Here is a 20863-nt window from a genome sequence, read left to right on the forward strand (position 1 = left end):
CTTTTTACTAGACCATTAATTTAAAAAAAACTTGAATGTATTCGAAAAACAATTGTGTTATACAATTAACACTAATTTTGACATGAAAGGATTTTTAATAATGGATAAAATTAAACAAATAGCATTAGTAATTAACAAGTTAAATATCAAACAAAAAATTCAAATTATTGATGATAGCAAAAACCAATATTCAATTAGATATCTTTGCCAACATCTTCAACTAAACCGATCAACATATTATTTTGTAAAAAACAAACAAAACCCTATTAAAAAAGAAAAAAATCAAATTAGTAATTGTACACATAAATATCAAGAATTATGCCAACTTTTACTTGAATTTCATTTTACAAGAAAAGGACAAATTTATGGCTATTTACGAATTTTTTCAGCATTTAAAGAATGATTAAAACAATACAAACATATTATTTTAAATCTAGAATTATCAACAAAACAAATGCGAAAAATTATGAAAGATCACAATCTTCAAGGATTAAAACAAACTAAAAATAACTATCCTAAAAACAAAAAAAATCCAAATAAGTGAATACCTACAATGGATAAAGTAAACAAAGATTATAAAAGTACAACCTCTTCAAATCAAATTTGATCAATGGACACTAAACAAATAAATACTAAAGAAGGTTGATTATATCTTTTTGTAATTATTGATTTTTATTCAAATAATATTGTAAGCTATAATACATGTTCAAACAAATCCTATCAAGATTTAATCCTTCCTGCACTTGAAAAAATAAATCAACAATTCTCTTGAAACCAAGTAAAAAACGTTATTTTACACTCAGATAACGCCAACGAATTTTATTGTCAAGACATCACAAATTGAGCTGCTGATAAGCAAATAATTTTAAGCGAGGCTTTTTAGTAATCTGTGTTTCTTTGTTTTACAAAGTACTAGTTCAGATTAATTCTGTCTTCAAATTTTATCATAAAATGAGCAATTGCTGTATTTCAATTTTGAATAGGCAATGTTCATTTTTTTGTGATATTTTCAATTGCTAAGTAAAAAATTTTAAAAACTGCCATATCATTAGGAAAAACTTTTTTATTTCTAATAACTTTTCGTAATTGGCTATTAACAGATTCAATAGCATTTGTAGTATAAATTACCCTTTTAATTTCTGCTGGATAACTAATAAAAACCATTAAATTTTCTCAATTTTTATATCAAGATTTAGCAATTTGTGGATATTGTTTATTTCATTTACTTTCAAATGATTCTAAAGCTTGCATTGCTTGTTCTTCACTACATGCTGTATAAATTGGCTTTAAATCGATAACTAGAGACTTTCGATGTTTGTATGAAACATATTTTAAGCTATTTCTAATTTGATGAACTATGCATAATTGATGTTCAGTTTTAGGATAAACTGATTGTATTGCCTCTGACATGCCTGTTAAATTATCACTACAAGCAATAAGAATATCATTTAAGCCTCGATTTTTCATTTCTGTAAAATTATTTAATCAGAATTTAGCACCTTCATTTTCACTAATTCATAAACCTAAAACATCTTTTTTACCTTCTAAATCAACTCCTAAAGCTATATAAACTGATTTGTTAATAATACGTTTATCCTGACGTACTTTAACTACGATACAATCAAAATAAATGATTGGATAAACACTATCTAATGGACGATTTTGCCATGCTTTGACATCATCAATGACATCATCAGTAATTTGACTAATTACGCTTTCGCTAATATCTGCGCCATCATATAACTCTTGCAACTGCATTCTAATATCTGATAAAGTCATACCTTTTGCATATAGTGAAAGAACTTGTTGATCAAAACCATCAAATCTTCTCTGTCTTTTTGTGATTATTACTGGTTCAAAATTACTATTGCGATCTCTTGGTACATCAATTTCAATTTTACCTTGTTGAGTTATTAATTTTTTTGATGTTGTACCATTACGAACATTGTCATTATTACTGCGTTGATTTCTTTCGTGTCCTAAATAATTTTGCATCTCAGAATTCAACATTTTTTCTACCAATCGTTTAGTTAATTCTTTATATAAGCCTCCCTCTTTAAAAACTGTTGTTAAATCCTCAGTATTTTCTAATAATAAATCTACTGCTTTTGATATTGGATCATTGTTATTAAGATTATCTTTTTTAGCCATCTGTAACTCACTCTTTCTAGATATATAAATTATATTTACTAGAATTAATTAAACATAGTTATTTTTGTAAGTCACACAGATTACTAAACATTCCCTGAGCTGCTGATAAGCAAATAATTTTAAGCAAAAAACAACCTTATGATATTGGTGGCAATGTAATATCTGAAAACTGATTTTCTCATTTATCTCAAGAATGACTACCTAAAGGTTCAAATCAATATTTTTCTCTCAATGAAGCTATAAATGATGTAAACCAATATATTATGTTTTATAATTACGAAAGAATACATTCTAAATTTCTAAAACCACCAATTTCACAAATAAAAATTTAAAACTGTCTATCCAAAAGTGGTCCAGTATTTAGGGCTAACCACCATATTTACTAGAATTAATTAAACATAGTTATTTTTGTAAGTCACACAGATTACTAAACATTCCCTTTATTTGCTTTAATATTTTTTCTTAACAATAGATTATTTTAAAAAAATTATTTATATAGTTAACTTTTTTATAATAAAATTTGAATATGTAATTAATTTGTATCAATAAATATATAAGAAAAGGTTATATATTTAAGTGTTTTTTAATTTAAAGGTACACATTCAAGTACAAAGTCTCTAATTTTTTTATTAATATCCTTAGTGTTTTTTAATTCTTTTTCTAGTTTTTCTACAGTGTTTTTACAATCTTGTATTATTTTTTTTTAGTTCTTCAATGTTTTCTTTTGTAAGTTTTAATTGTTTTTCTAATTTTTCTTTATCATATTGAGATTGTTTTAGTTCTTTTTCTAATTTTTGGTTTTTATTTATATAATCTTTAATTCTTTTTCTAATTGTGTTTTACTTTCTGTATTTTCTTGTATTATTTTTTGTAAATATCTAATATTTTTTTCTGTTTCTTTTAATTGTTGTTCTAATTTTTCTTTAATACCTTTAGATTCTCTTAATTCTGCTGCTTGTTTTGCTATAGTATATCTAGATTTTCTTAATTCTTCTTCTAAATTTTCATTATTATTTTTATAATCTTTAAGTTCTGTTTCTAGTTTTTCTTTATCATTTTCTACTTCTTTTAATTTTGTTTCCAGTTTTATATTATTATCTTGAATTTCTTTTAGTTCTTCTTCTAGTTTTTCTTTATTATCCATGTAATCTTGGATTATTTGTTGTAAATGTACAATACTTTCTGTTGCTTCTTTTAAGTTTGTTTCTAATTTTGTATTTTTATCTTCAATTTCTTTTAGTTCTTCTTCTAATCTTTCTTTACTATTTCTAGAATTTTTAAGTTCTGTTTCTAGTTTTTCTTTACTGTCTTGAAATTGTTTTAATTGTGCTTCTAATTCTTTTTTTATTGTTTTTTGAATCATTTAATTCTGTTTCTAATTTTGTATTATTATCTTGAATTTTTTTTAATTCTTCTTTTAGTTCTTTAACTTTATATTCAAAATTTTTGTTTTCTTTTACTGATTTTGTATAAAGATTGCTTATTTCGTCTAATTTATTACATGTTTCTTGTAATTTTTTATTTAATTTCTCAATTTTTTTATCACATTTATTGCTAGTGGTAATACCTCATCAACTATCAACATCAGATTTTTTTACTATATTTTTATCTTTATCATTTATCATTTTTAAAGTACCCCTTTTTAAATATAAATATTTATTTTTAATAATTGAGATTTATTAAAATATTTTTAATTAAATTTTCATTTATTTTTTCTTATAAATTAAAAAAATAAATATATTTAAACTAATATTATTAATGTTTTAATTTAAATAAAAGTAGTTGACTAATAAGTCAGTAATAAATTTTATTTTTTTAAATTACTTTAAATAAATCTCAAATAAAGTTTATATGTGAAAAAATCAATATACAATATATTTTTTCAAAGATAAAATTAAATAAAAAAAACTATTGATTTGATTTTAATCAAATTAATAAAAACATCTATAAGTTTTATTTTAATATATAATTTTTCATATATGAAAATAACTTAAATGATATTTAACATTAAAAAAAACATTTTTTTAATTTTCATAAAGCAAAAATAGTTTACAAAAAATATTAACTAGATATAGTAAATTATTATTTTTTTAACAATAATATCTGTATACTAAAATTATATGAAAAATAAAATAGTATTTTACACAAAAATGTTAACACTATATAATAAGAGTTTTTATTAATATAAAAAAGGAGTAAGAAATGCGTTTTATAGATGTAACAAAATTAAAAGTTACTGCCGGCAAAGGCGGTGATGGTGTTGTTGCTTTTCGTCGTGAACTTTATGTAGCCAAAGGTGGTCCATCTGGTGGAGATGGAGGAAGAGGCGGTAATATTATCTTTATTGGTGATTCAGGTATGAATACTCTATTAGACTTACGTAAAAATAAAGAGATAACTGCTGAAGATGGTAAAAATGGTGCACCCAAAAATATGCATGGACGTAAAGGAACCAATACTTATGTAAAAGTTCCATTAGGTACTATTATTAGAGATAACAAAACTCAAAATATTCTTGGTGATATTATTAAAGATAAACAAGAAGTAATAATTGCTGCCGGTGGTCTTGGTGGACGAGGAAATGCTCGTTTTGCTTCGGCAATAAATCGAGTACCTAAAATATGTGAAAAAGGAATGCCTGGACAACATTTTGAAATAATTTGTGAGTTGAAATTATTGGCCAATGCCGGATTAGTTGGGTTGCCTAACGCCGGTAAATCAACATTATTAGGAGCTATTTCTGCTTCAACTCCAACAGTTGCTGATTATCCTTTTACTACTCTTAATCCACATTTAGGTGTTGTTAGAGTTGATAAAAATAATAATTTTGTTATGGCGGATTTGCCTGGATTAATAGCAGGAGCTAGTTTAGGAAAAGGACTAGGTTTACAGTTTTTGCGTCATATTGAACGTTGTCAAGTTTTAGTACATATGATTGATATTAGTGATAAAACTCAAGATCATTTTTTAAATTATCAATTAATTATGAGTGAATTAGAAAGTTATAATAAAGATTTGACAAAAAAACCGCATTTAATTGTTGCAAATAAAATTGATTTACCAGATGCACAAACTAATTTAGAGAAATTAAAAGAACAAATTAAATTACCAATAATTGCAATTTCTGCTATGAAACATATTAGTTTGGATATATTAATTAAAGATATTGCTAAAGCTGTTGAAAAAGAACAACTGCATCAAGTTAATAATAATGAAAATAATGAAGAACATATCCTTTATGAATATATTAATAAAGAAGAAGTTCCACAAGTTATTATTACTAAATTTGCAAATAATCAATGAACTATTTCTGGTAAAACCGTTGAAGTAATATATCAAAAAAATCCTTTAAATAATTATCATAATATTTTATTATTTAAAATTAAATTACAAGATTTAGGAATTTATGATGAATTAAGAAAGCAAGGAATAAAAAAAGGTGATCATGTTAAGATTTTTAATTATGATATGATTTGAGAAGAAGAATAAAAAAAGGGCAAAGGAAAATAGGAAATGGAAATAGTAATTAGTTTATTGGTAGTTATTTTAATTATTAGTAGTATTGGTGGCTTAATAATTTATATGCAAATTAAAAAAAGTCAGAAGGTTACTAGCGACCCAATTGCACAAGACTTTTTAAAAATGCAAGTAGAAACTTTAAAAGAACAATTAAATGATTTTAAAACATCATGAAATGGTTCAGATCGTGATAAAACCGAAAAATTAATTAATTTAATGAGTAATATTGATAATTTTCAAAAAAATTTAGATAAAAAAGAAGATGATTATAAACGCAATGCTGATGTCATTCAAAGACAAGTAGTAGATGTTATTAAAAATTTAGCAAAGTTACAAGAATCATCAACTGTTTTAGGAAAAATTAATGATAATATTCAAAGTTTACAAGAAGTTTTTATTAATACTAAAAAACGTGGTAATGTTGGTGAATTTGTTTTAGAAAAAATTTTGACTAATATGTTGGGTTCAAATCAAAAATTATGAGAACGACAATATACAACAATTGATGGCAAAGTTGTTGATGCCTATGTAAAAACAGATTCTGAAAAAGAGGGAATTGCTATTGATTCAAAGTTTTCAATTGATAACTATCAAAGGTATTTAGTAAGTGAAGATATTAAAGTTAAACAAAATTATTTAAAAGATTTTCGTAATGATATTCGTAAACGAATTGATGAAGTTGGAAAATATATTAATATTAAAAATAAGATTTCTAGCGCAGTAATGTTTATTCCTTCTGAAGAAATATTTGCTTTTATTTACGCACAATTTGCTGATGATATTGTTGAATATGCTTTTAAGAAACGTGTTTGAATTACCTCTCCTACTACTTTATCTGCTGTTTTATTTACAGTTGATAAAAATCGTAAAGACATTGATTTTAATAAAAATTTAGAAAAAATGGCAAAAAAATTACGTTTATTCAAAGATGATTTTGATCGTTGGGTTGATAGATGAGAAAAAGTTAAGGCTGGTTTTGATACAACTAATAAAGCCATTGAAACTTTAGATAAAACCCATAATAAAATTGCTGGACATTATAACAATATTTTTGAAATGTCTGAAGAAATAAAAGAGAGTGAATAATTATGAATTTAGAACAATATTTAGATGAAATTATTAAATTTTTACAAAGTGAAGTAAAAAAAGCAAATGCCAAAGGTTTAATTGTTGGTTTAAGTGGTGGTGTTGACTCAGCAGTAGTAGCATTATTGATTAAAAAAGCTTTTCCTAATAATCATTTAGCATTAATTATGCCTTGTTTTTCACCAGATATTGATTTAGAATATGCAAATAATTTAGTTAATATTCATAAATTAAATGCCAAAGTAGTTAATTTAAATAATGTTTTTTTAAGTTTTAAAAAAACATTAGAAACTGAAATTAATATAGAAAAATTAAAGTTAATTTTAGGCAATTTAAAAGCTAGATTAAGAATGAATACTCTTTATGCATATGCACAAAATCATAATTATTTAGTTGTAGGAACAGATAATAGTGATGAATGACACATTGGTTATTTTACTAAATATGGTGATGGTGGTGTTGATTTATTACCAATTATTCATTTGTTAAAAAAAGATGTTTTTGCTGCAGCAAAGATATTAAAAGTTAGTGAAGAGATCATTATTCGTAAGCCAACTGCTGGTTTATGAGATGGACAAACTGATGAAATGGAAATGCAATTTAAGTATGAACAATTAGATCAATATTTACTAGGAAATAAATCATTAATACCATCATCAGTAATTAATAAAATTGAATTTATGCATCAGAATAGTGCACACAAAAGAATACCTGTACCGCAAGCTCCGAAATGAACAAGAAAAAAATAAAGGAATGAGAATATGGCTGGACATTCACAATATGCAAATATTAAACATCGTAAAGATGCCCAAGATAACAAACGTGGTAAAATTTTTCAAAAATTATCAAGAGAAATTTATGTTGCTGTTAAATTAGGTGGTGCAAATGTTGAAAATAATCCGCGATTGAAATTAATGTTAGAAAAAGCACTACGTATAAATATGCCAAAGGATAATATTAATCGTGCTATTAATAAAGCTAGTAATAAAAATGAAACAACTAATTATGAAGCAGTCACTTATGAAGGATATGGACCAAGTAATATTGCCATAATTATTCATTGTTTAACTGATAATAAAAATCGAACTGCAAGTAATATTCGAAGTTATTTTAATAAATTGGGTGGTCATTTAGCTGCTACTAATTCTGTTCAATATTTATTTCAAACAACTGGGGTAATTCAATTTTCAAGTTTATTATCAGTTGAAGAAATTTTGGAGTTAATAATTGATTTTGAAATTTTTAATATTGAAAAAAATGAAGATATCATTGATATTGAAGTTAATCCTAAACAGTTAAATGCTGTAATTAATTTATTAGAAAAAAATAATATTAATGATTTTATTACTAATGAAATTGTTAATATTCCCCATGAATTGATTACCATTACTGATCAACAACAAATTAAATTAATTGATATATTGTTAGAAACAATTGAAAATGATGATGATGTTCTTTCAATTGAACATAATTTTAAAAAATAAAAAGGTTTATTTTTTTTTTTTTTTCATCTAATTAATAGTAAGAATAGAAAAGGAGGAATAAGTCATGGATGAATATTTTTAGGTATTATTAAAGAATTTTATGAAAATAAAATTATTTTTGAATGTAATGATCATGGATATATTATTGAAGGTGTTAATTTACAAACATTACCATTAAATATTAAAGTGAAAATTTATGTTTATTTTCATCAAAAACCAACTTATGAACAATTTTTTGGGTTTGTATCAAAACCAATAAAAACCTTTTTTATTCACTTACTTAATATTAGTAATATTGGACCAAAAACTGGTGGTTAGCCCTAAATACTGGACCACTTTTGGATAGACAGTTTTAAATTTTTATTTGTGAAATTGGTGGTTTTAGAAATTTAGAATGTATTCTTTCGTAATTATAAAACATAATATATTGGTTTACATCATTTATAGCTTCATTGAGAGAAAAATATTGATTTGAACCTTTAGGTAGTCATTCTTGAGATAAATGAGAAAATCAGTTTTCAGATATTACATTGCCACCAATATCATAAGGTTGTTTTTTGCTTAAAATTATTTGCTTATCAGCAGCTCAATTTGTGATGTCTTGACAATAAAATTCGTTGGCGTTATCTGAGTGTAAAATAACGTTTTTTACTTGGTTTCAAGAGAATTGTTGATTTATTTTTTCAAGTGCAGGAAGGATTAAATCTTGATAGGATTTGTTTGAACATGTATTATAGCTTACAATATTATTTGAATAAAAATCAATAATTACAAAAAGATATAATCAACCTTCTTTAGTATTTATTTGTTTAGTGTCCATTGATCAAATTTGATTTGAAGAGGTTGTACTTTTATAATCTTTGTTTACTTTATCCATTGTAGGTATTCACTTATTTGGATTTTTTTTGTTTTTAGGATAGTTATTTTTAGTTTGTTTTAATCCTTGAAGATTGTGATCTTTCATAATTTTTCGCATTTGTTTTGTTGATAATTCTAGATTTAAAATAATATGTTTGTATTGTTTTAATCATTCTTTAAATGCTGAAAAAATTCGTAAATAGCCATAAATTTGTCCTTTTCTTGTAAAATGAAATTCAAGTAAAAGTTGGCATAATTCTTGATATTTATGTGTACAATTACTAATTTGATTTTTTTCTTTTTTAATAGGGTTTTGTTTGTTTTTTACAAAATAATATGTTGATCGGTTTAGTTGAAGATGTTGGCAAAGATATCTAATTGAATATTGGTTTTTGCTATCATCAATAATTTGAATTTTTTGTTTGATATTTAACTTGTTAATTACTAATGCTATTTGTTTAATTTTATCCATTATTAAAAATCCTTTCATGTCAAAATTAGTGTTAATTGTATAACACAATTGTTTTTCGAATACATTCAAGTTTTTTTTTAAATTAATGGTCTAGTAAAAAGGGCTAAGTAGCAAGTAGCCATATTAATATTATTATCAGAGCAATATTTTTTTAATTGACAATAAGAATTTTTATCAATAAATAATTTTAATTTAATTTTTTTAAATTTAATTTTTTTATTTTTTCTTTTAATTTTTAATTTGTTTTTTATACTGTTTCAAAATCTAAATTCTGGATGTTGATTTTTATATATAATCATACATCCTATAAAAGTTCCAATAATAGGTAATGAAATAGTTAATAAAAAAATACCAAAAACTTTATTTTTTTACATAAAACTATTCCTTGCATAATTGGTACAAATAAAACAATACCACCAAATATTAAAACTGCTAATGATATAATTGCTCAGTTGGCATATATTTATAATTCCTTTTCTATTTATATTTTTCTTTATTGTACATTATTTTATTAAAAAAAGAAAAGATAACTAATAAAAGTTATCTTTAAACGTTGCAATAGATTTGCTAGTTATTTCAATTGTTCTTTAACATTATACTCTAAAACCAAACATTTTTCAAGAATATTTTAACAAATTTGTTAGAATAGTTAGGATAAAAAAATAAATAGAAAGGTGTTAAAAAATGTTTAATTATAAAAATAATCTTGAATATGAAATGAATATGAAATTAATAGAATTATAACAAATCATGTTAATAAAATCCATGCTTTTGATGAATATTTTTTTCAAAATAAAGATAAAGATAGATATAAAGTTGCTAAAAAATCTAATCGTAGTATTATTTTTGAATTTGGTAAAATGATTTTTAATCAAAGAGTTTATTGAGATAAATTAAAGAAAAAATATTATTATCCAGTTTATGAAGAGTTTAATATTGAAAAAAGAGCAAAAATTATTAGTTGATTAAAAGAAGAAATAATATCATATATTGGAAGAAAGAAACATTATCAAGATATACAAGATATTTTAAAATTTACTTATGTTTCAAAAGTAACAATTAGTAAAATTCATAAAAATGCAAAAGTTCAAGAAAAATTACCAGAACAAAAATTTAAAGTTAAAAATAGTGAATTTATTTATATTAATGCTGATGATTGTTATTTTCCTGTTTGAAATAAAAATCAACATCCAGAATTTAGATTTTGAAACAGTATAAAAAACAAATTAAAAATTAAAAGAAAAAATAAAGTTAATCCAGAAAATTTAAAAAACTTTTTAAAGGCTTGAAAATATTTTTGTAATGGTCAATATGATGAATTAATAGCATTTTTAATTGAAACGAAAGTAAATAAAGATACTTTAAAGATTTTTGTAAATAATAAAGAAGGTATTATAAATCAACCTGCTATTTGAAATATTGGTTGCAGTGCAGAAAGTGATATTCAACATTTAGTTAAATCTCAAACTAAAGGTGCAAAAATATATGCTTATCCAACATTAATTAATATGTTAATGGCTACAGCTAATTATTTAAATAGTAAAAATTATATTAATAGTGCTTAATAAGTTAAAACTTAATATTTTTAAAAACTAATTTTAAGATTAGGATTTTTGTGTTATTTAAATGTAATTTTGTAATTATATTTTTTAATATTTTAAAAATTTATGGTATAATTTAATTAAGAAATATTTAGATTTGCTAGTTTTATTGTTTGAAGTTAGAAAATCTATCCGTTATATTAATTCGTCCACATATTAAAAAAATCTTGTAATTTATTAAAAATCTAATATAATAATACTTGACATAAAGAAAGTAGTTTTTACGCTCACCTGATAGCTAAGTTGTTATAGGTTCAATGCTTTAAATTTTTATTTTTAAAATAAAGTTTTGTAGTGGTGAGTGTGCGTTTTAGCACAATTTTATTTATGCAAATTAAAGGAGGTATGTATGGCTTTTAAAAATAATGATAATTTATGAAATAGTAATATTCCCTTTTATGAATTTTTATTAATTGGTAATGATGGTACTAATTATGGTTTAATGAAAAAAAATGATGCTTTAAAAAAAGCAGAAGATTTAGGATATGACCTATTATGTATATCACCAAATGCTAAACCACCTGTTTGTAAAATGTTTAAATTTGATACATATCGTTTTGAACAACAAAAAAAGGAAAAAGAAGTTAAAAAAGCACAAAAATTAACAATTGTTGAAGAAAAAGAAATTCGACTAAGTGTTGTTATTGATAACAATGACATTAAAACAAAGGCAAATAAGGCTCGTAAATTTCTAAGTAATGGTAACAAAGTAAAAGTTACATTAAAATATCGTGGTCGTGAATTACATAATCCTGAAGCAGGATTTGAAGTAATTACAAAATTTTATAAAGAATTAGAAGATATTTGTATTTATGATAAAAACTTTGATAAAAAAGAAAAAAATATACAAACTATTTATCTTTTTCCAAAAAAGAAAAATCAAGAAAATTAACAATAGGAGGTAAAATATGCCAAAAATGAAAACAAAAAAAGCTTTAAAAAAAAGAATTAAAGTAACAGGAAGTGGTAAATGAATGCGTAGTGGTGCTTTTGTTTCTCACTTAGCTCAAAATAAAACAACAAAACAAAAACGTCAATTACGTGGGTGAAGTGAAGTATCTGCTTCTGACTATAAGCGTTTAAAAGATTTAATTTAGGAAGGTGACAAAATAAATGGCTAGAGTTAAAGGTGGTTATACAACTAATCATCGTCGTAAAAAAATACTAAAAGCAGCAAAAGGATATTATGGAGCAAAACATAGTTTATATCGTACAGCAAATGAACAAGTAATGAACTCATTAGCATATGCTTATCGTGATCGTAAAAATTGTAAACGTGAGTTTCGCAAGTTATGAATTCAAAGAATTAATGCAGCTGTTCGTAATTATGATTTATCATATTCACGTTTTATTGATGGCTTAAATAAAGCTAATATTAATCTTAATCGTAAAATATTGTCTGAGTTATCAATTAATCAACCAGAAGAATTTGAAAAATTAGTTTTGGCATCAAAATCTGTTTTAACAAAATAATTAATTGTAAATTTTATATAAATTATGATAAGTTTTAGAAATGTATTTAATATAAATTTCAAAGAATATTTTTTTATCACAAACTTTGTTTTATAATATATTTAATGGTAAAATTAAAAAATAAATTCGCTTCTTAGTATAAAAATAAGAAAGAAATTTAAAAAAGAGGGGGCCATTATGCAATTTACTTTTCTTGGATTTTTTGATGGTAATCCACAAGCAGTTATTAATCCTTTATTTGGTATGTATTATTGAATTGGCTTATCTATATCATTATTCTTGATAATTAGTTTATTTATTTTTAAAAGGTTTTATGCTAATTTAAGTAAGTGTTATAGTTTTAAATGTAGTTTAGGTATTTTTCAAATACTTTTATATATTAGTTTTTATATTGTTCATGGATTGAATGGTGAAAATAATCATACCATTGATAATTTTCCTTTTCAATTATGTTCGGTATTAAATATTACTAGTGGTATACTATTAATTATTCCTAATAAAAGTTTATTTAATATTACTTTTCCTTTAATTGGTCCTGTTATTTTGGCATTTTTATTACCAGATAAAACAAAATGAGTTTTTGGTCCACAGCATTTTCTTTATTGAAATTATTATTTTATTCATATTATTATTCTTTTTTCTTATTTACTTTTATATTTATATGGTCATATTGAATATGACAAAATATATATCAAAAAAAGTATATTATATTTAACTTTATTTGGTAGTGGTGTTTTTATTTTTAATACTTCTTTTGATACTAATTACTTATTTATTGGTAATGCTGGTTATACAGCAAGTTTTGGTAAAAAAATATTAGACACTTCAGTGTGGTTACCAATTTTACGTTTTACATTTATGTCTGTTGTTGGTATTTCATTACTAGTTTTAACATATATTTTTATTATACAAACTTTATCTCCTTTTTATTTAGAAAAAGGAATAAAAATTAATCCTATTTACAAAGATAAAAAATCATTAATTACAAAATTTTATAAAAAATTAAATTTAAAAGATAAAAAAAATAATGAAATCTTAATTAATAATTAAAAAAAGAAAGTGAGTTAATTATGTTAAATTCAAAACAATTTTCAACAATTATCCAACTTCAAAATGAGTTAGATAAAAAAATAATTATTAATCGTGGTGTTAGCGATATTAAAACATTAAATTCTAGATTTTTAGCACTTTTAGTTGAATTAGGTGAATTTGCAAATGAACAAAGATGTTTTAAATATTGAAGTTCAAAACCAAGTAGTGAAAAATCAGTAATGCTTGAAGAATATATTGATAGTCTTCATTTTATTCTTAGTATTGGTAATAGCCTTAATATTGATTTTAAAAATTTTAGTTTTTCAGAAAAAACAAATTATCAAGATCTTAATCTTACATTCATTGATTTATTTGCTTTTGTTACAACTCTTTTTAAATCAAAATCAAGTAATGATTTTTTTGAATTATTAAATATTTATTTTACAATTGGTAAAAAATGTAATTTTAATAGTGAAGACATTATTTCTTGTTATATTTATAAAAATGAAATAAATCATTTACGACAATCACAAAATTATTAATGGAAATAAGTGATCGTTTTATTTAGGAGATTAAAATGACTAATGTTAAAATTTTCAATTATAATAATACAAAATGAGAGTACATTATTACATATAAACAACAAAAACATATGTATTTAAAAGTGCGCAACGATCAAATTATTATTAGTGCTCCATTTTTTATGCAAGAAAAATTAATTGAAGATTTCATTTTAAAAAGTTTACCTAAAATTTTAAAAAAGAAAATTATATTAAAACCTAATATTGTTATTAATAATAATGATAGTTATATTTATTTTTTAAGTAAAAAATATCAATTAATTACTAAGTATCATTCAAAAAAAACCATTATTTATTTTGAATTTAATAATTTGGTAGTATGCACAAATATTCAAGATGATAAGCAAATATTAATTAAAATTCAAAAATTTTTAAAAGAAGAGTCAAAAAATATTTTTATGAGTCGCTTGCAATATTGATCAGAAATTATGAATATTGAGTTTTCAGTACTAAAAATTCGTTCGATGTTAAATAAATGAGGTGTTTGTCAACCAAATACTAAAATCATTACACTTAATTATAAATTAATTCATTTTGATTATACTGTAATTGATTATGTTATAATTCATGAGTTAACGCATATAATTCATGCTCATCATAAAAAAACATTTTGAAATTTTGTTGCTCAATATTGTCCAGATTTTCAAGATTGTCAAAAAATATTAAAACAAGGAGTTATGGATGAAACAAATAACCTCACTTAAAAATCCGATAATTCAAGAATTAGTTTTATTACATGAAAGAAAACATCGCAATGTTAAAAAAATGTTTTTAATTGAAGGAGAACATTTAATTAGTATTGCATTATTAAAAAAAAGATTACTTGCAGTATATGTTGATGAGAAGTATTTAGACAAATATGCAAATTTATTAAAAGCTTGTAATAATATTGAAGTTATTGTTGTAAATAGTATGATTATTAAAAAAATTTCACAACAAAAAACACCACAACCAATAATTGGCGTTTGTAATATTGTTAAACCTTTAAATTATTTTTATTCTTCTCATATTATTCTAATTGATACAATTCAAGATCCAGGTAATTTAGGAAATATTTTACGCAGTGTTACTGCTTTTAATATTTCTGAAGTATATTTATCAAATGAAAGCGTTGATTTATATAATCACAAAGTAATTAGTGCAAGTCAAGGAGCTATTTTTTATACTAATGTGTATTATGAAAATTTTGATCAATTTTTATTAAAAGTAAAAAATGCAAATTATATGATTTATGGTACATTTCTACATGAAGATAATAGTACTAATTTATCTGAAATTACCTTTAAGCAAAAGAATGCTTTTTTATTTGGCAATGAAGGACAAGGTATTAATAAAAAGTATAAAGATAAAATTAATAGTAATATTTTTATTCCAACTTCTTTTAATGTTGAATCATTAAATTTAGCAACAAGTGTAGCAATAGTAACGTATTGCTTATTTATTACTAATATATTAAAATAAATTATACTTATTTTGAATTATAAAAATTTAATTATACATATTAATAAATTAATGGAGGAATAGAATGTTAGCGGTTAACGATTTAAAAAAAAGATTAGAAATTATTAGACAGCAAGCATTTAATAATATTGATGAAGTTGCTGATTTACATAAATTGCAAGTTTTAAAATCACAATATTTAGGTAAAAATTCGAATATTAATAATATATTAAAATCTTTAGAAAAGTTTCCTCATAATTTTAGAATTGAAATTGGTCAAGCAGCTAATAAATTAAAAAAAGAAATTAATGAATATATAATAAAAAAATTTAATGAAATTGAGAAAGATAACATTAATGAGCGTCTTAAATCTTCAGAAATTGATTTAACACTACCGGGTATTGATTTTAATATTGGTCACATCAATCCTCTATTAAAAACTGTTACCGAAATATCTGAAATTTTTAAAAATTTGGGTTATCAAATCATTAGTGGTAATGAAGTAGAAAATGAAGAATATAATTTTAATCGATTAAATTTACCATTTGATCATCCAGCAAGAAATATGCAAGATACTTTTTATCTTGAAAATAATAATGACAAACTTAATCGTTGATTATTAAGAACACACGCTACAAATATGACTGCACGCATTCTTAGTGAGCAAGATAAAAATTCAAAAGAAACCACGGCTATTATTAGTTTAGGAAATGTTTATCGAAAAGATGATGATGATGTTACTCATTCTCATCAATTTATGCAAGTTGATGGGTTTTTAGTTGGATCTAATATTACTTTTGCAAATTTAAAATGAACATTAAATTATTTTTGTCAGCAATTTTTTGGTATGGAAACTAAAACAAGATTACGTCCTAGTTATTTCCCATTTACGGAGCCTTCAGTTGAAGTAGATGTAAGTTGCCCAAAATGTAATACAGAAGGTTGTTCATTATGTAAGTATACTGGTTGAATTGAAGTTTTAGGTGCTGGTATGATTCATCCAAATGTTTTTATTGCTGCCGGTTTAGATGAAACAACAGCAAGTTTTGCCTTTGGTGTAGGCATTGAAAGAATTACTATGATTAAATATGGCATTGACGATATCAGATTATTTTATAATAATGATTTTCGATTCTTAAAACAATTTTAAAAATTAAAAGGAGTATAAAATAAAATGATAATTTCACGTAAAATCATTTCGCAGTGATTGAATATTAATAGCATTAAAGATTATGAAATCGTTGATGCTTTAAATACTTTAGGTTTTGAGGTTGATCAAGTAAAAAATTTAATGTTCAGTAATACAAACTTAGTTGTTGGTCAAATTACTAAAATTACTAAACATCCTAAATCAAATAAATTAAATATTTGTGAAGTAACAGTAGGCACTGAAATGTTAACTATAGTTTGTGGTGCAGCAAATGTAGTTATTGGTATTAAAGTTGTTGTAGCAAGGATAGGAAGTAATTTAGGTAATGGTCTTACTATTGTTGAAAGAACAATTCAAGACGTTGTTTCTTCAGGAATGCTTTGTTCATTAACAGAATTAGGATTAAGCGGTATTGTTCAGAATAAAGAAGAATTAAGTGGTATTATTCATTTACCAGATGATGCAATGGTTGGTAATATTAATCCATTACAATATTTAAATTTAGATGATACAATTTTTTTTATTGATTTAACAGTAAATCGTAGTGATTGTTTGGGGATTTATAGTATTGCTAGAGAATTAAGCGGTTATTTTAAAATTCCTTTAAAAAACATGGAAGTTAGTAGTATAGGAAAATTTGATAATAAAAGTCAAGTTAGTGTTCTTAATGGTAAAATTCAAGCTTTAGCAACATTAAAGATTGAATTTGATGATAAATCTGTAATAACACCAATTTGAATTAGAAGAACACTACAACTTGCAAATATTGTACCCAAAACTTTATCAGAAGATATTATTCATTTAGTAATGTTAGAATTGGGTCAACCCTTAATTACTTTTAGTGCCGATGTTTTAAAAAAACCATCTTTAAATATTTCACCTAAATCATACCCAGAAGGTAATTTGCAAATTAAAGAGGGTGATATTTTATTACACGATAAATATTTGGCTTTTAGTGTTTTAGGAGTTAGTCATAATATTGAATATGAAGTTAAACCAAGTTCCAAAGAAGTTTTTATATTTTCAATTAATCCTGATGTTACCTTAATGAGCAAACAAGCAAAGCGACATGGTGCTCTTATTAATACATTATTAGAACGTTTAACAAGACCAGTTGTTCCTGATTATTATTTAATTGCTTTACAACGTTATTTGTTTATTTTAGGACAATTACAAGTTAAATATGAAATTACTGGTTTTAGTAATGATGTTCCTTATCAAGTTAAAACAAAAGTGATCAATTTTAATTTTAATTTTATTAATAAAATTTTAGGTACAAATTTTGGGGTTAATGAAATAATTAATTATTTGACTATTATTGGTTCTCAAATTGAAATTGATGCAAAAAATCAAGAAATTTTAAAAGTAACAGTTCCTAATCATCGTAGTGATTTAAATAATGCTAATGATTTTAGTGAAGAAGTTGCCAGAGTATTTGGATATGATAAATTACCAGTTATTAAACCACAATTTAATGTATCATTTAAGTCACCAACGGCAATGGAAAATTTAATGATGAAGTGAAGACAACATTTAACAAGTTATGGTTTTAATCAAGTAAAAACATATAGTTTAACAAGTATGCAGAGATTAAATGATTTTAATTTTTTTAAATATAAAATACCGGTAAAATTAGAAGCACCGTTGACATTAACAAGAGAAGTTATGCGTTTTAGTTTGACAGATAGTTTATTAAGAATTTGTCAATATAATTATGCACGTAAAGAAACACAATTAAAAATTTTTACTGATGAAACTATTTATACAGGTGATGAAACTGATGATAATCATCATTTAGCTTTTATGATTATGGATAATTTTTGACCAAAAATTAATACTAATAAAATTACTAATAGTACGTATTATTTTATTAAAGGTTTTTTAGATGGTTTTTTAGCAAAAGTTATGCCAAATTTATTTAACTCTATTGTTTATAAAACAAATAATAATTCTTTAATGCATCCGTATTTAAGCGCAGATATTTTTTATGAGCAAGAACATATTGCTACTATTGGCGCACTGCATCCACAAACTGAAAAAATAATGAATGTTGAAAAAATATTCTTAGCAGAAATTAATTGTAGTAAGTTAGTTAAAATCATAGAAGAACAACAAAAAGTAGTTTCTAAATTTAAGCTTTGATCAAAATTTAATGCTTTAAGTCGTGATATATCAATTATTGTTAATAGCGATATTCAATTTTCTGATGTAAAAAATGCTATAATATTTGCAAATATTGATTTTTTAGAACAAATATCTTTGGTAGATTTTTATAATGATGAAAAATTAAAATCACAACATCAACACTCATTAACTTTTAATTTGAAATTTAATAGTCAAGAAGAACAATTAGATGAAACAAAAGTAAGTGGACAAATAAGTATTATTCAAGAAATATTAAAGAAAAAATTTCAAGCAATTATTCGTTAAAAATATAACAAAATATTAAATAATAAAATTAATATATTTTTTTATTATATTAAATTTTTAAATTGGGTGAGATAATATGAAAACATTGAACAAAGATAATTTAAACTTTTATAAAATGGCATTATTATTTATGATTCCAATTTGTGCACAATCTTTAATTGAAACATTAATAAACTTAATGAATAATTTTGTGGCTGGTCAATTTGGAAATGATGATGCTATTGCTGGAGTTGCATCATCAAGTAATATTTATGATATGGTTTGATATATCTTTTTTGCTATCGTTGCTACCGGTAATATTTTTAATGCTCAATATTTAGGTATTAAAGATAAGAAAAAAATTCAAGAAACTACTAATATAAAATTATTTTATACTTTAATTTTTTCAATATTTTTTGTTGTAATATTAGAATTATTTAGTAAACAAATTATGGGAGTAATTCTTGGTGCTGAAGATAATTCTCATCAAAATGCTATTGGTATTGCTGAAGAATATAGTAAATTAATTGCTTGAAATTACCCATTGTTAGGTTTTGCTTTTATTATGTCAATTACTATGAATACATGTGGTAATGTTAAAACACCATTGATAACTTCTATTTGCTCATTACTCTTAAATACATTTTTAGTTTGTATTTTATCATTACCATATAGTGGGGGACCACAATTAGGTATTGAAGGATTAGCAATAAGTTTAATTATTTCAAGAGCAGTAGAATGTTTTATATTGTTAGGTTATTTAATTTATAAAAAACCAATTTATGCTCCTAATTGAAATATTTTTAAATTTACAAAAGATTTACATAAAAAATATATTATTACTTTTATTCCTTTATTTGCTAGTCAAGTATTATTTGGTGTTTCAGTAGTAATGTTAACAGCTTTATATTCTCATTTTGGTGATACTGAAGTTGTTGCCGCTGTGCAAATTGTTGGTAGCGTTGTTGCTATTTTTTATTCTACTTTTAGGGGATATAATGCTTTAGTTGGATATGCTGTTGGTAGCAAGTTAGGTTCAGGAGAACTAGTACTGGCTAAAGAAAATGCTAAGAAGATATTAAAATTGAGTTTTGCTATTTCAACTGTTATTGCTTTAATTATTTTGGGTAGTGCTTTTTGAGTTCCAAAAGTATTATTTCCAAATTTATCTAATAATGCTATGAAACTTGCAGTTTGATATATGGCTTTTTCAGCAGTAACTTATTTTTTCATTAATATGATGCAACCATTATTTAGTTTTCTTTATGCTGGTGGCTATACTTTAATTATTAGTATTGCTGATCTATTTTTAATTTGATTTATTGATATTTTTATTACCTTTGCTTTATTGCAGTGAACTGACTTAAGTATTAAAATGGTAATTATGATTTCGTGTTTAAGTAAATCAGCTGATTTTATTTGTTCTTATGTATTTTATAAGGTGATTCCTTGAAATAAAAATATCATTAATTCTAAAGTAGAAAATCTACCTCATCCGACATTTGAACCACATGGATAATATAAAAATCCCTTTTTAATAATAGATTTTATTTTAATAAATTTTGTTTAAAAAATGTTAAAAAAATTCTATTATATTTTAGCAAATA

22 protein-coding genes are annotated in these 20863 nt (G+C 23.4%); 17 read left to right on the forward strand and 5 right to left on the reverse strand.

Features of this window, described 5'->3' with window-relative positions; all coding sequences use genetic code 4:
• Positions 1-82: 82 nt before the first annotated feature.
• Positions 83-883: a DDE-type integrase/transposase/recombinase gene (locus SPIRDC1_RS04425; protein WP_174480729.1), complete on the forward strand. Its 801-nt coding sequence runs from the start codon at positions 83-85 to the stop codon at positions 881-883.
• A 29-nt stretch (positions 884-912) separates the two neighbouring features.
• On the opposite strand, the gene SPIRDC1_RS04430 is transcribed toward SPIRDC1_RS04425, so the two are convergent.
• The 3 genes from SPIRDC1_RS04430 to SPIRDC1_RS04440 form a co-directional block, all read right to left on the reverse strand.
• Positions 913-2151 carry an IS256 family transposase gene (locus SPIRDC1_RS04430; protein WP_174479940.1) on the reverse strand — a complete coding sequence of 413 codons (1239 nt, stop codon included), beginning with the start codon at positions 2149-2151 and terminating at the stop codon, positions 913-915.
• An 805-nt stretch (positions 2152-2956) separates the two neighbouring features.
• Positions 2957-3514 carry a hypothetical protein gene (locus SPIRDC1_RS04435; protein WP_174480730.1) on the reverse strand — a complete coding sequence of 186 codons (558 nt, stop codon included), beginning with the start codon at positions 3512-3514 and terminating at the stop codon, positions 2957-2959.
• Complete coding sequence (locus SPIRDC1_RS04440; protein WP_174480731.1) at positions 3453-3776, reverse strand: V-type ATP synthase subunit I domain-containing protein; 324 nt, start codon at positions 3774-3776, stop codon at positions 3453-3455. Before SPIRDC1_RS04440 ends, SPIRDC1_RS04435 begins: the two co-directional genes overlap by 62 nt.
• A 577-nt stretch (positions 3777-4353) precedes the next feature.
• Between SPIRDC1_RS04440 and obgE the strand changes: the two genes are divergently transcribed.
• From obgE to SPIRDC1_RS10270, 5 genes are all read left to right on the forward strand, one after another.
• Positions 4354-5640 carry a GTPase ObgE gene (gene obgE, locus SPIRDC1_RS04445; protein ID WP_174480732.1) on the forward strand — a complete coding sequence of 429 codons (1287 nt, stop codon included), beginning with the start codon at positions 4354-4356 and terminating at the stop codon, positions 5638-5640.
• Positions 5641-5664: 24 nt separating this feature from the next.
• Positions 5665-6756 (forward strand): DNA recombination protein RmuC, encoded by a 1092-nt coding sequence (locus tag SPIRDC1_RS04450; protein WP_174480733.1) that lies wholly within the window; start codon positions 5665-5667, stop codon positions 6754-6756.
• A 2-nt stretch (positions 6757-6758) separates the two neighbouring features.
• On the forward strand, positions 6759-7505 hold the full coding sequence (nadE, locus tag SPIRDC1_RS04455; protein ID WP_174480734.1) for an NAD(+) synthase: 747 nt from the start codon (positions 6759-6761) through the stop codon (positions 7503-7505).
• Positions 7506-7517: 12 nt separating this feature from the next.
• Positions 7518-8240: a YebC/PmpR family DNA-binding transcriptional regulator gene (locus SPIRDC1_RS04460; protein WP_174480735.1), complete on the forward strand. Its 723-nt coding sequence runs from the start codon at positions 7518-7520 to the stop codon at positions 8238-8240.
• Positions 8241-8426: 186 nt separating this feature from the next.
• Positions 8427-8558 (forward strand): Holliday junction ATP-dependent DNA helicase RuvA, encoded by a 132-nt coding sequence (locus SPIRDC1_RS10270; protein WP_255495915.1) that lies wholly within the window; start codon positions 8427-8429, stop codon positions 8556-8558.
• A 34-nt stretch (positions 8559-8592) separates the two neighbouring features.
• Here SPIRDC1_RS10270 and SPIRDC1_RS04465 read toward each other — a convergent pair whose 3' ends face one another.
• Both SPIRDC1_RS04465 and SPIRDC1_RS04470 read right to left on the reverse strand, forming a co-directional pair.
• On the reverse strand, positions 8593-9588 hold the full coding sequence (locus tag SPIRDC1_RS04465) for an IS3 family transposase (RefSeq protein ID WP_174479968.1): 996 nt from the start codon (positions 9586-9588) through the stop codon (positions 8593-8595).
• Between the two features lie 59 nt (positions 9589-9647).
• Positions 9648-9869 (reverse strand): hypothetical protein, encoded by a 222-nt coding sequence (locus tag SPIRDC1_RS04470; protein ID WP_174480736.1) that lies wholly within the window; start codon positions 9867-9869, stop codon positions 9648-9650.
• A gap of 561 nt (positions 9870-10430) precedes the next feature.
• Between SPIRDC1_RS04470 and SPIRDC1_RS04475 the strand changes: the two genes are divergently transcribed.
• From SPIRDC1_RS04475 to SPIRDC1_RS04525, 11 genes are all read left to right on the forward strand, one after another.
• The gene (locus SPIRDC1_RS04475; RefSeq protein ID WP_174480737.1) at positions 10431-11135 is read left to right on the forward strand and encodes a hypothetical protein; all 705 of its coding nucleotides are present in this window, start codon (positions 10431-10433) and stop codon (positions 11133-11135) included.
• A gap of 385 nt (positions 11136-11520) precedes the next feature.
• Entirely contained in the window at positions 11521-12063 is a 543-nt protein-coding gene (gene infC, locus SPIRDC1_RS04480; RefSeq protein ID WP_174480738.1) for a translation initiation factor IF-3, read from the forward strand.
• A 16-nt stretch (positions 12064-12079) separates the two neighbouring features.
• Positions 12080-12268, forward strand: coding sequence for a 50S ribosomal protein L35 (gene rpmI, locus SPIRDC1_RS04485; RefSeq protein WP_174480739.1), 189 nt, complete (start codon positions 12080-12082; stop codon positions 12266-12268).
• A gap of 16 nt (positions 12269-12284) precedes the next feature.
• On the forward strand, positions 12285-12644 hold the full coding sequence (gene rplT / locus SPIRDC1_RS04490; RefSeq protein WP_174480740.1) for a 50S ribosomal protein L20: 360 nt from the start codon (positions 12285-12287) through the stop codon (positions 12642-12644).
• A gap of 177 nt (positions 12645-12821) precedes the next feature.
• Positions 12822-13694: a TMEM164 family acyltransferase gene (locus SPIRDC1_RS04495; RefSeq protein ID WP_174480741.1), complete on the forward strand. Its 873-nt coding sequence runs from the start codon at positions 12822-12824 to the stop codon at positions 13692-13694.
• A gap of 20 nt (positions 13695-13714) precedes the next feature.
• The gene (locus tag SPIRDC1_RS04500; RefSeq protein ID WP_174480742.1) at positions 13715-14218 is read left to right on the forward strand and encodes a dUTP diphosphatase; all 504 of its coding nucleotides are present in this window, start codon (positions 13715-13717) and stop codon (positions 14216-14218) included.
• A gap of 35 nt (positions 14219-14253) precedes the next feature.
• Entirely contained in the window at positions 14254-14961 is a 708-nt protein-coding gene (locus tag SPIRDC1_RS04505) for a M48 family metallopeptidase (RefSeq protein ID WP_174480743.1), read from the forward strand.
• The gene (locus SPIRDC1_RS04510) at positions 14939-15718 is read left to right on the forward strand and encodes a TrmH family RNA methyltransferase (protein WP_174480744.1); all 780 of its coding nucleotides are present in this window, start codon (positions 14939-14941) and stop codon (positions 15716-15718) included. Before SPIRDC1_RS04505 ends, SPIRDC1_RS04510 begins: the two co-directional genes overlap by 23 nt.
• 64 nt (positions 15719-15782) lie before the next feature.
• The gene (pheS, locus tag SPIRDC1_RS04515; RefSeq protein ID WP_174480745.1) at positions 15783-16847 is read left to right on the forward strand and encodes a phenylalanine--tRNA ligase subunit alpha; all 1065 of its coding nucleotides are present in this window, start codon (positions 15783-15785) and stop codon (positions 16845-16847) included.
• A 24-nt stretch (positions 16848-16871) separates the two neighbouring features.
• The gene (pheT, locus tag SPIRDC1_RS04520; RefSeq protein WP_174480746.1) at positions 16872-19277 is read left to right on the forward strand and encodes a phenylalanine--tRNA ligase subunit beta; all 2406 of its coding nucleotides are present in this window, start codon (positions 16872-16874) and stop codon (positions 19275-19277) included.
• Positions 19278-19353: 76 nt separating this feature from the next.
• Complete coding sequence (locus SPIRDC1_RS04525; protein WP_174480747.1) at positions 19354-20775, forward strand: MATE family efflux transporter; 1422 nt, start codon at positions 19354-19356, stop codon at positions 20773-20775.
• The last annotated feature ends 88 nt before the right edge of the window (positions 20776-20863 follow it).

The organism is Spiroplasma endosymbiont of Danaus chrysippus (assembly GCF_902809815.1).
GTDB lineage: Bacteria > Bacillota_I > Bacilli_A > Mycoplasmatales > VBWQ01 > Spiroplasma_E.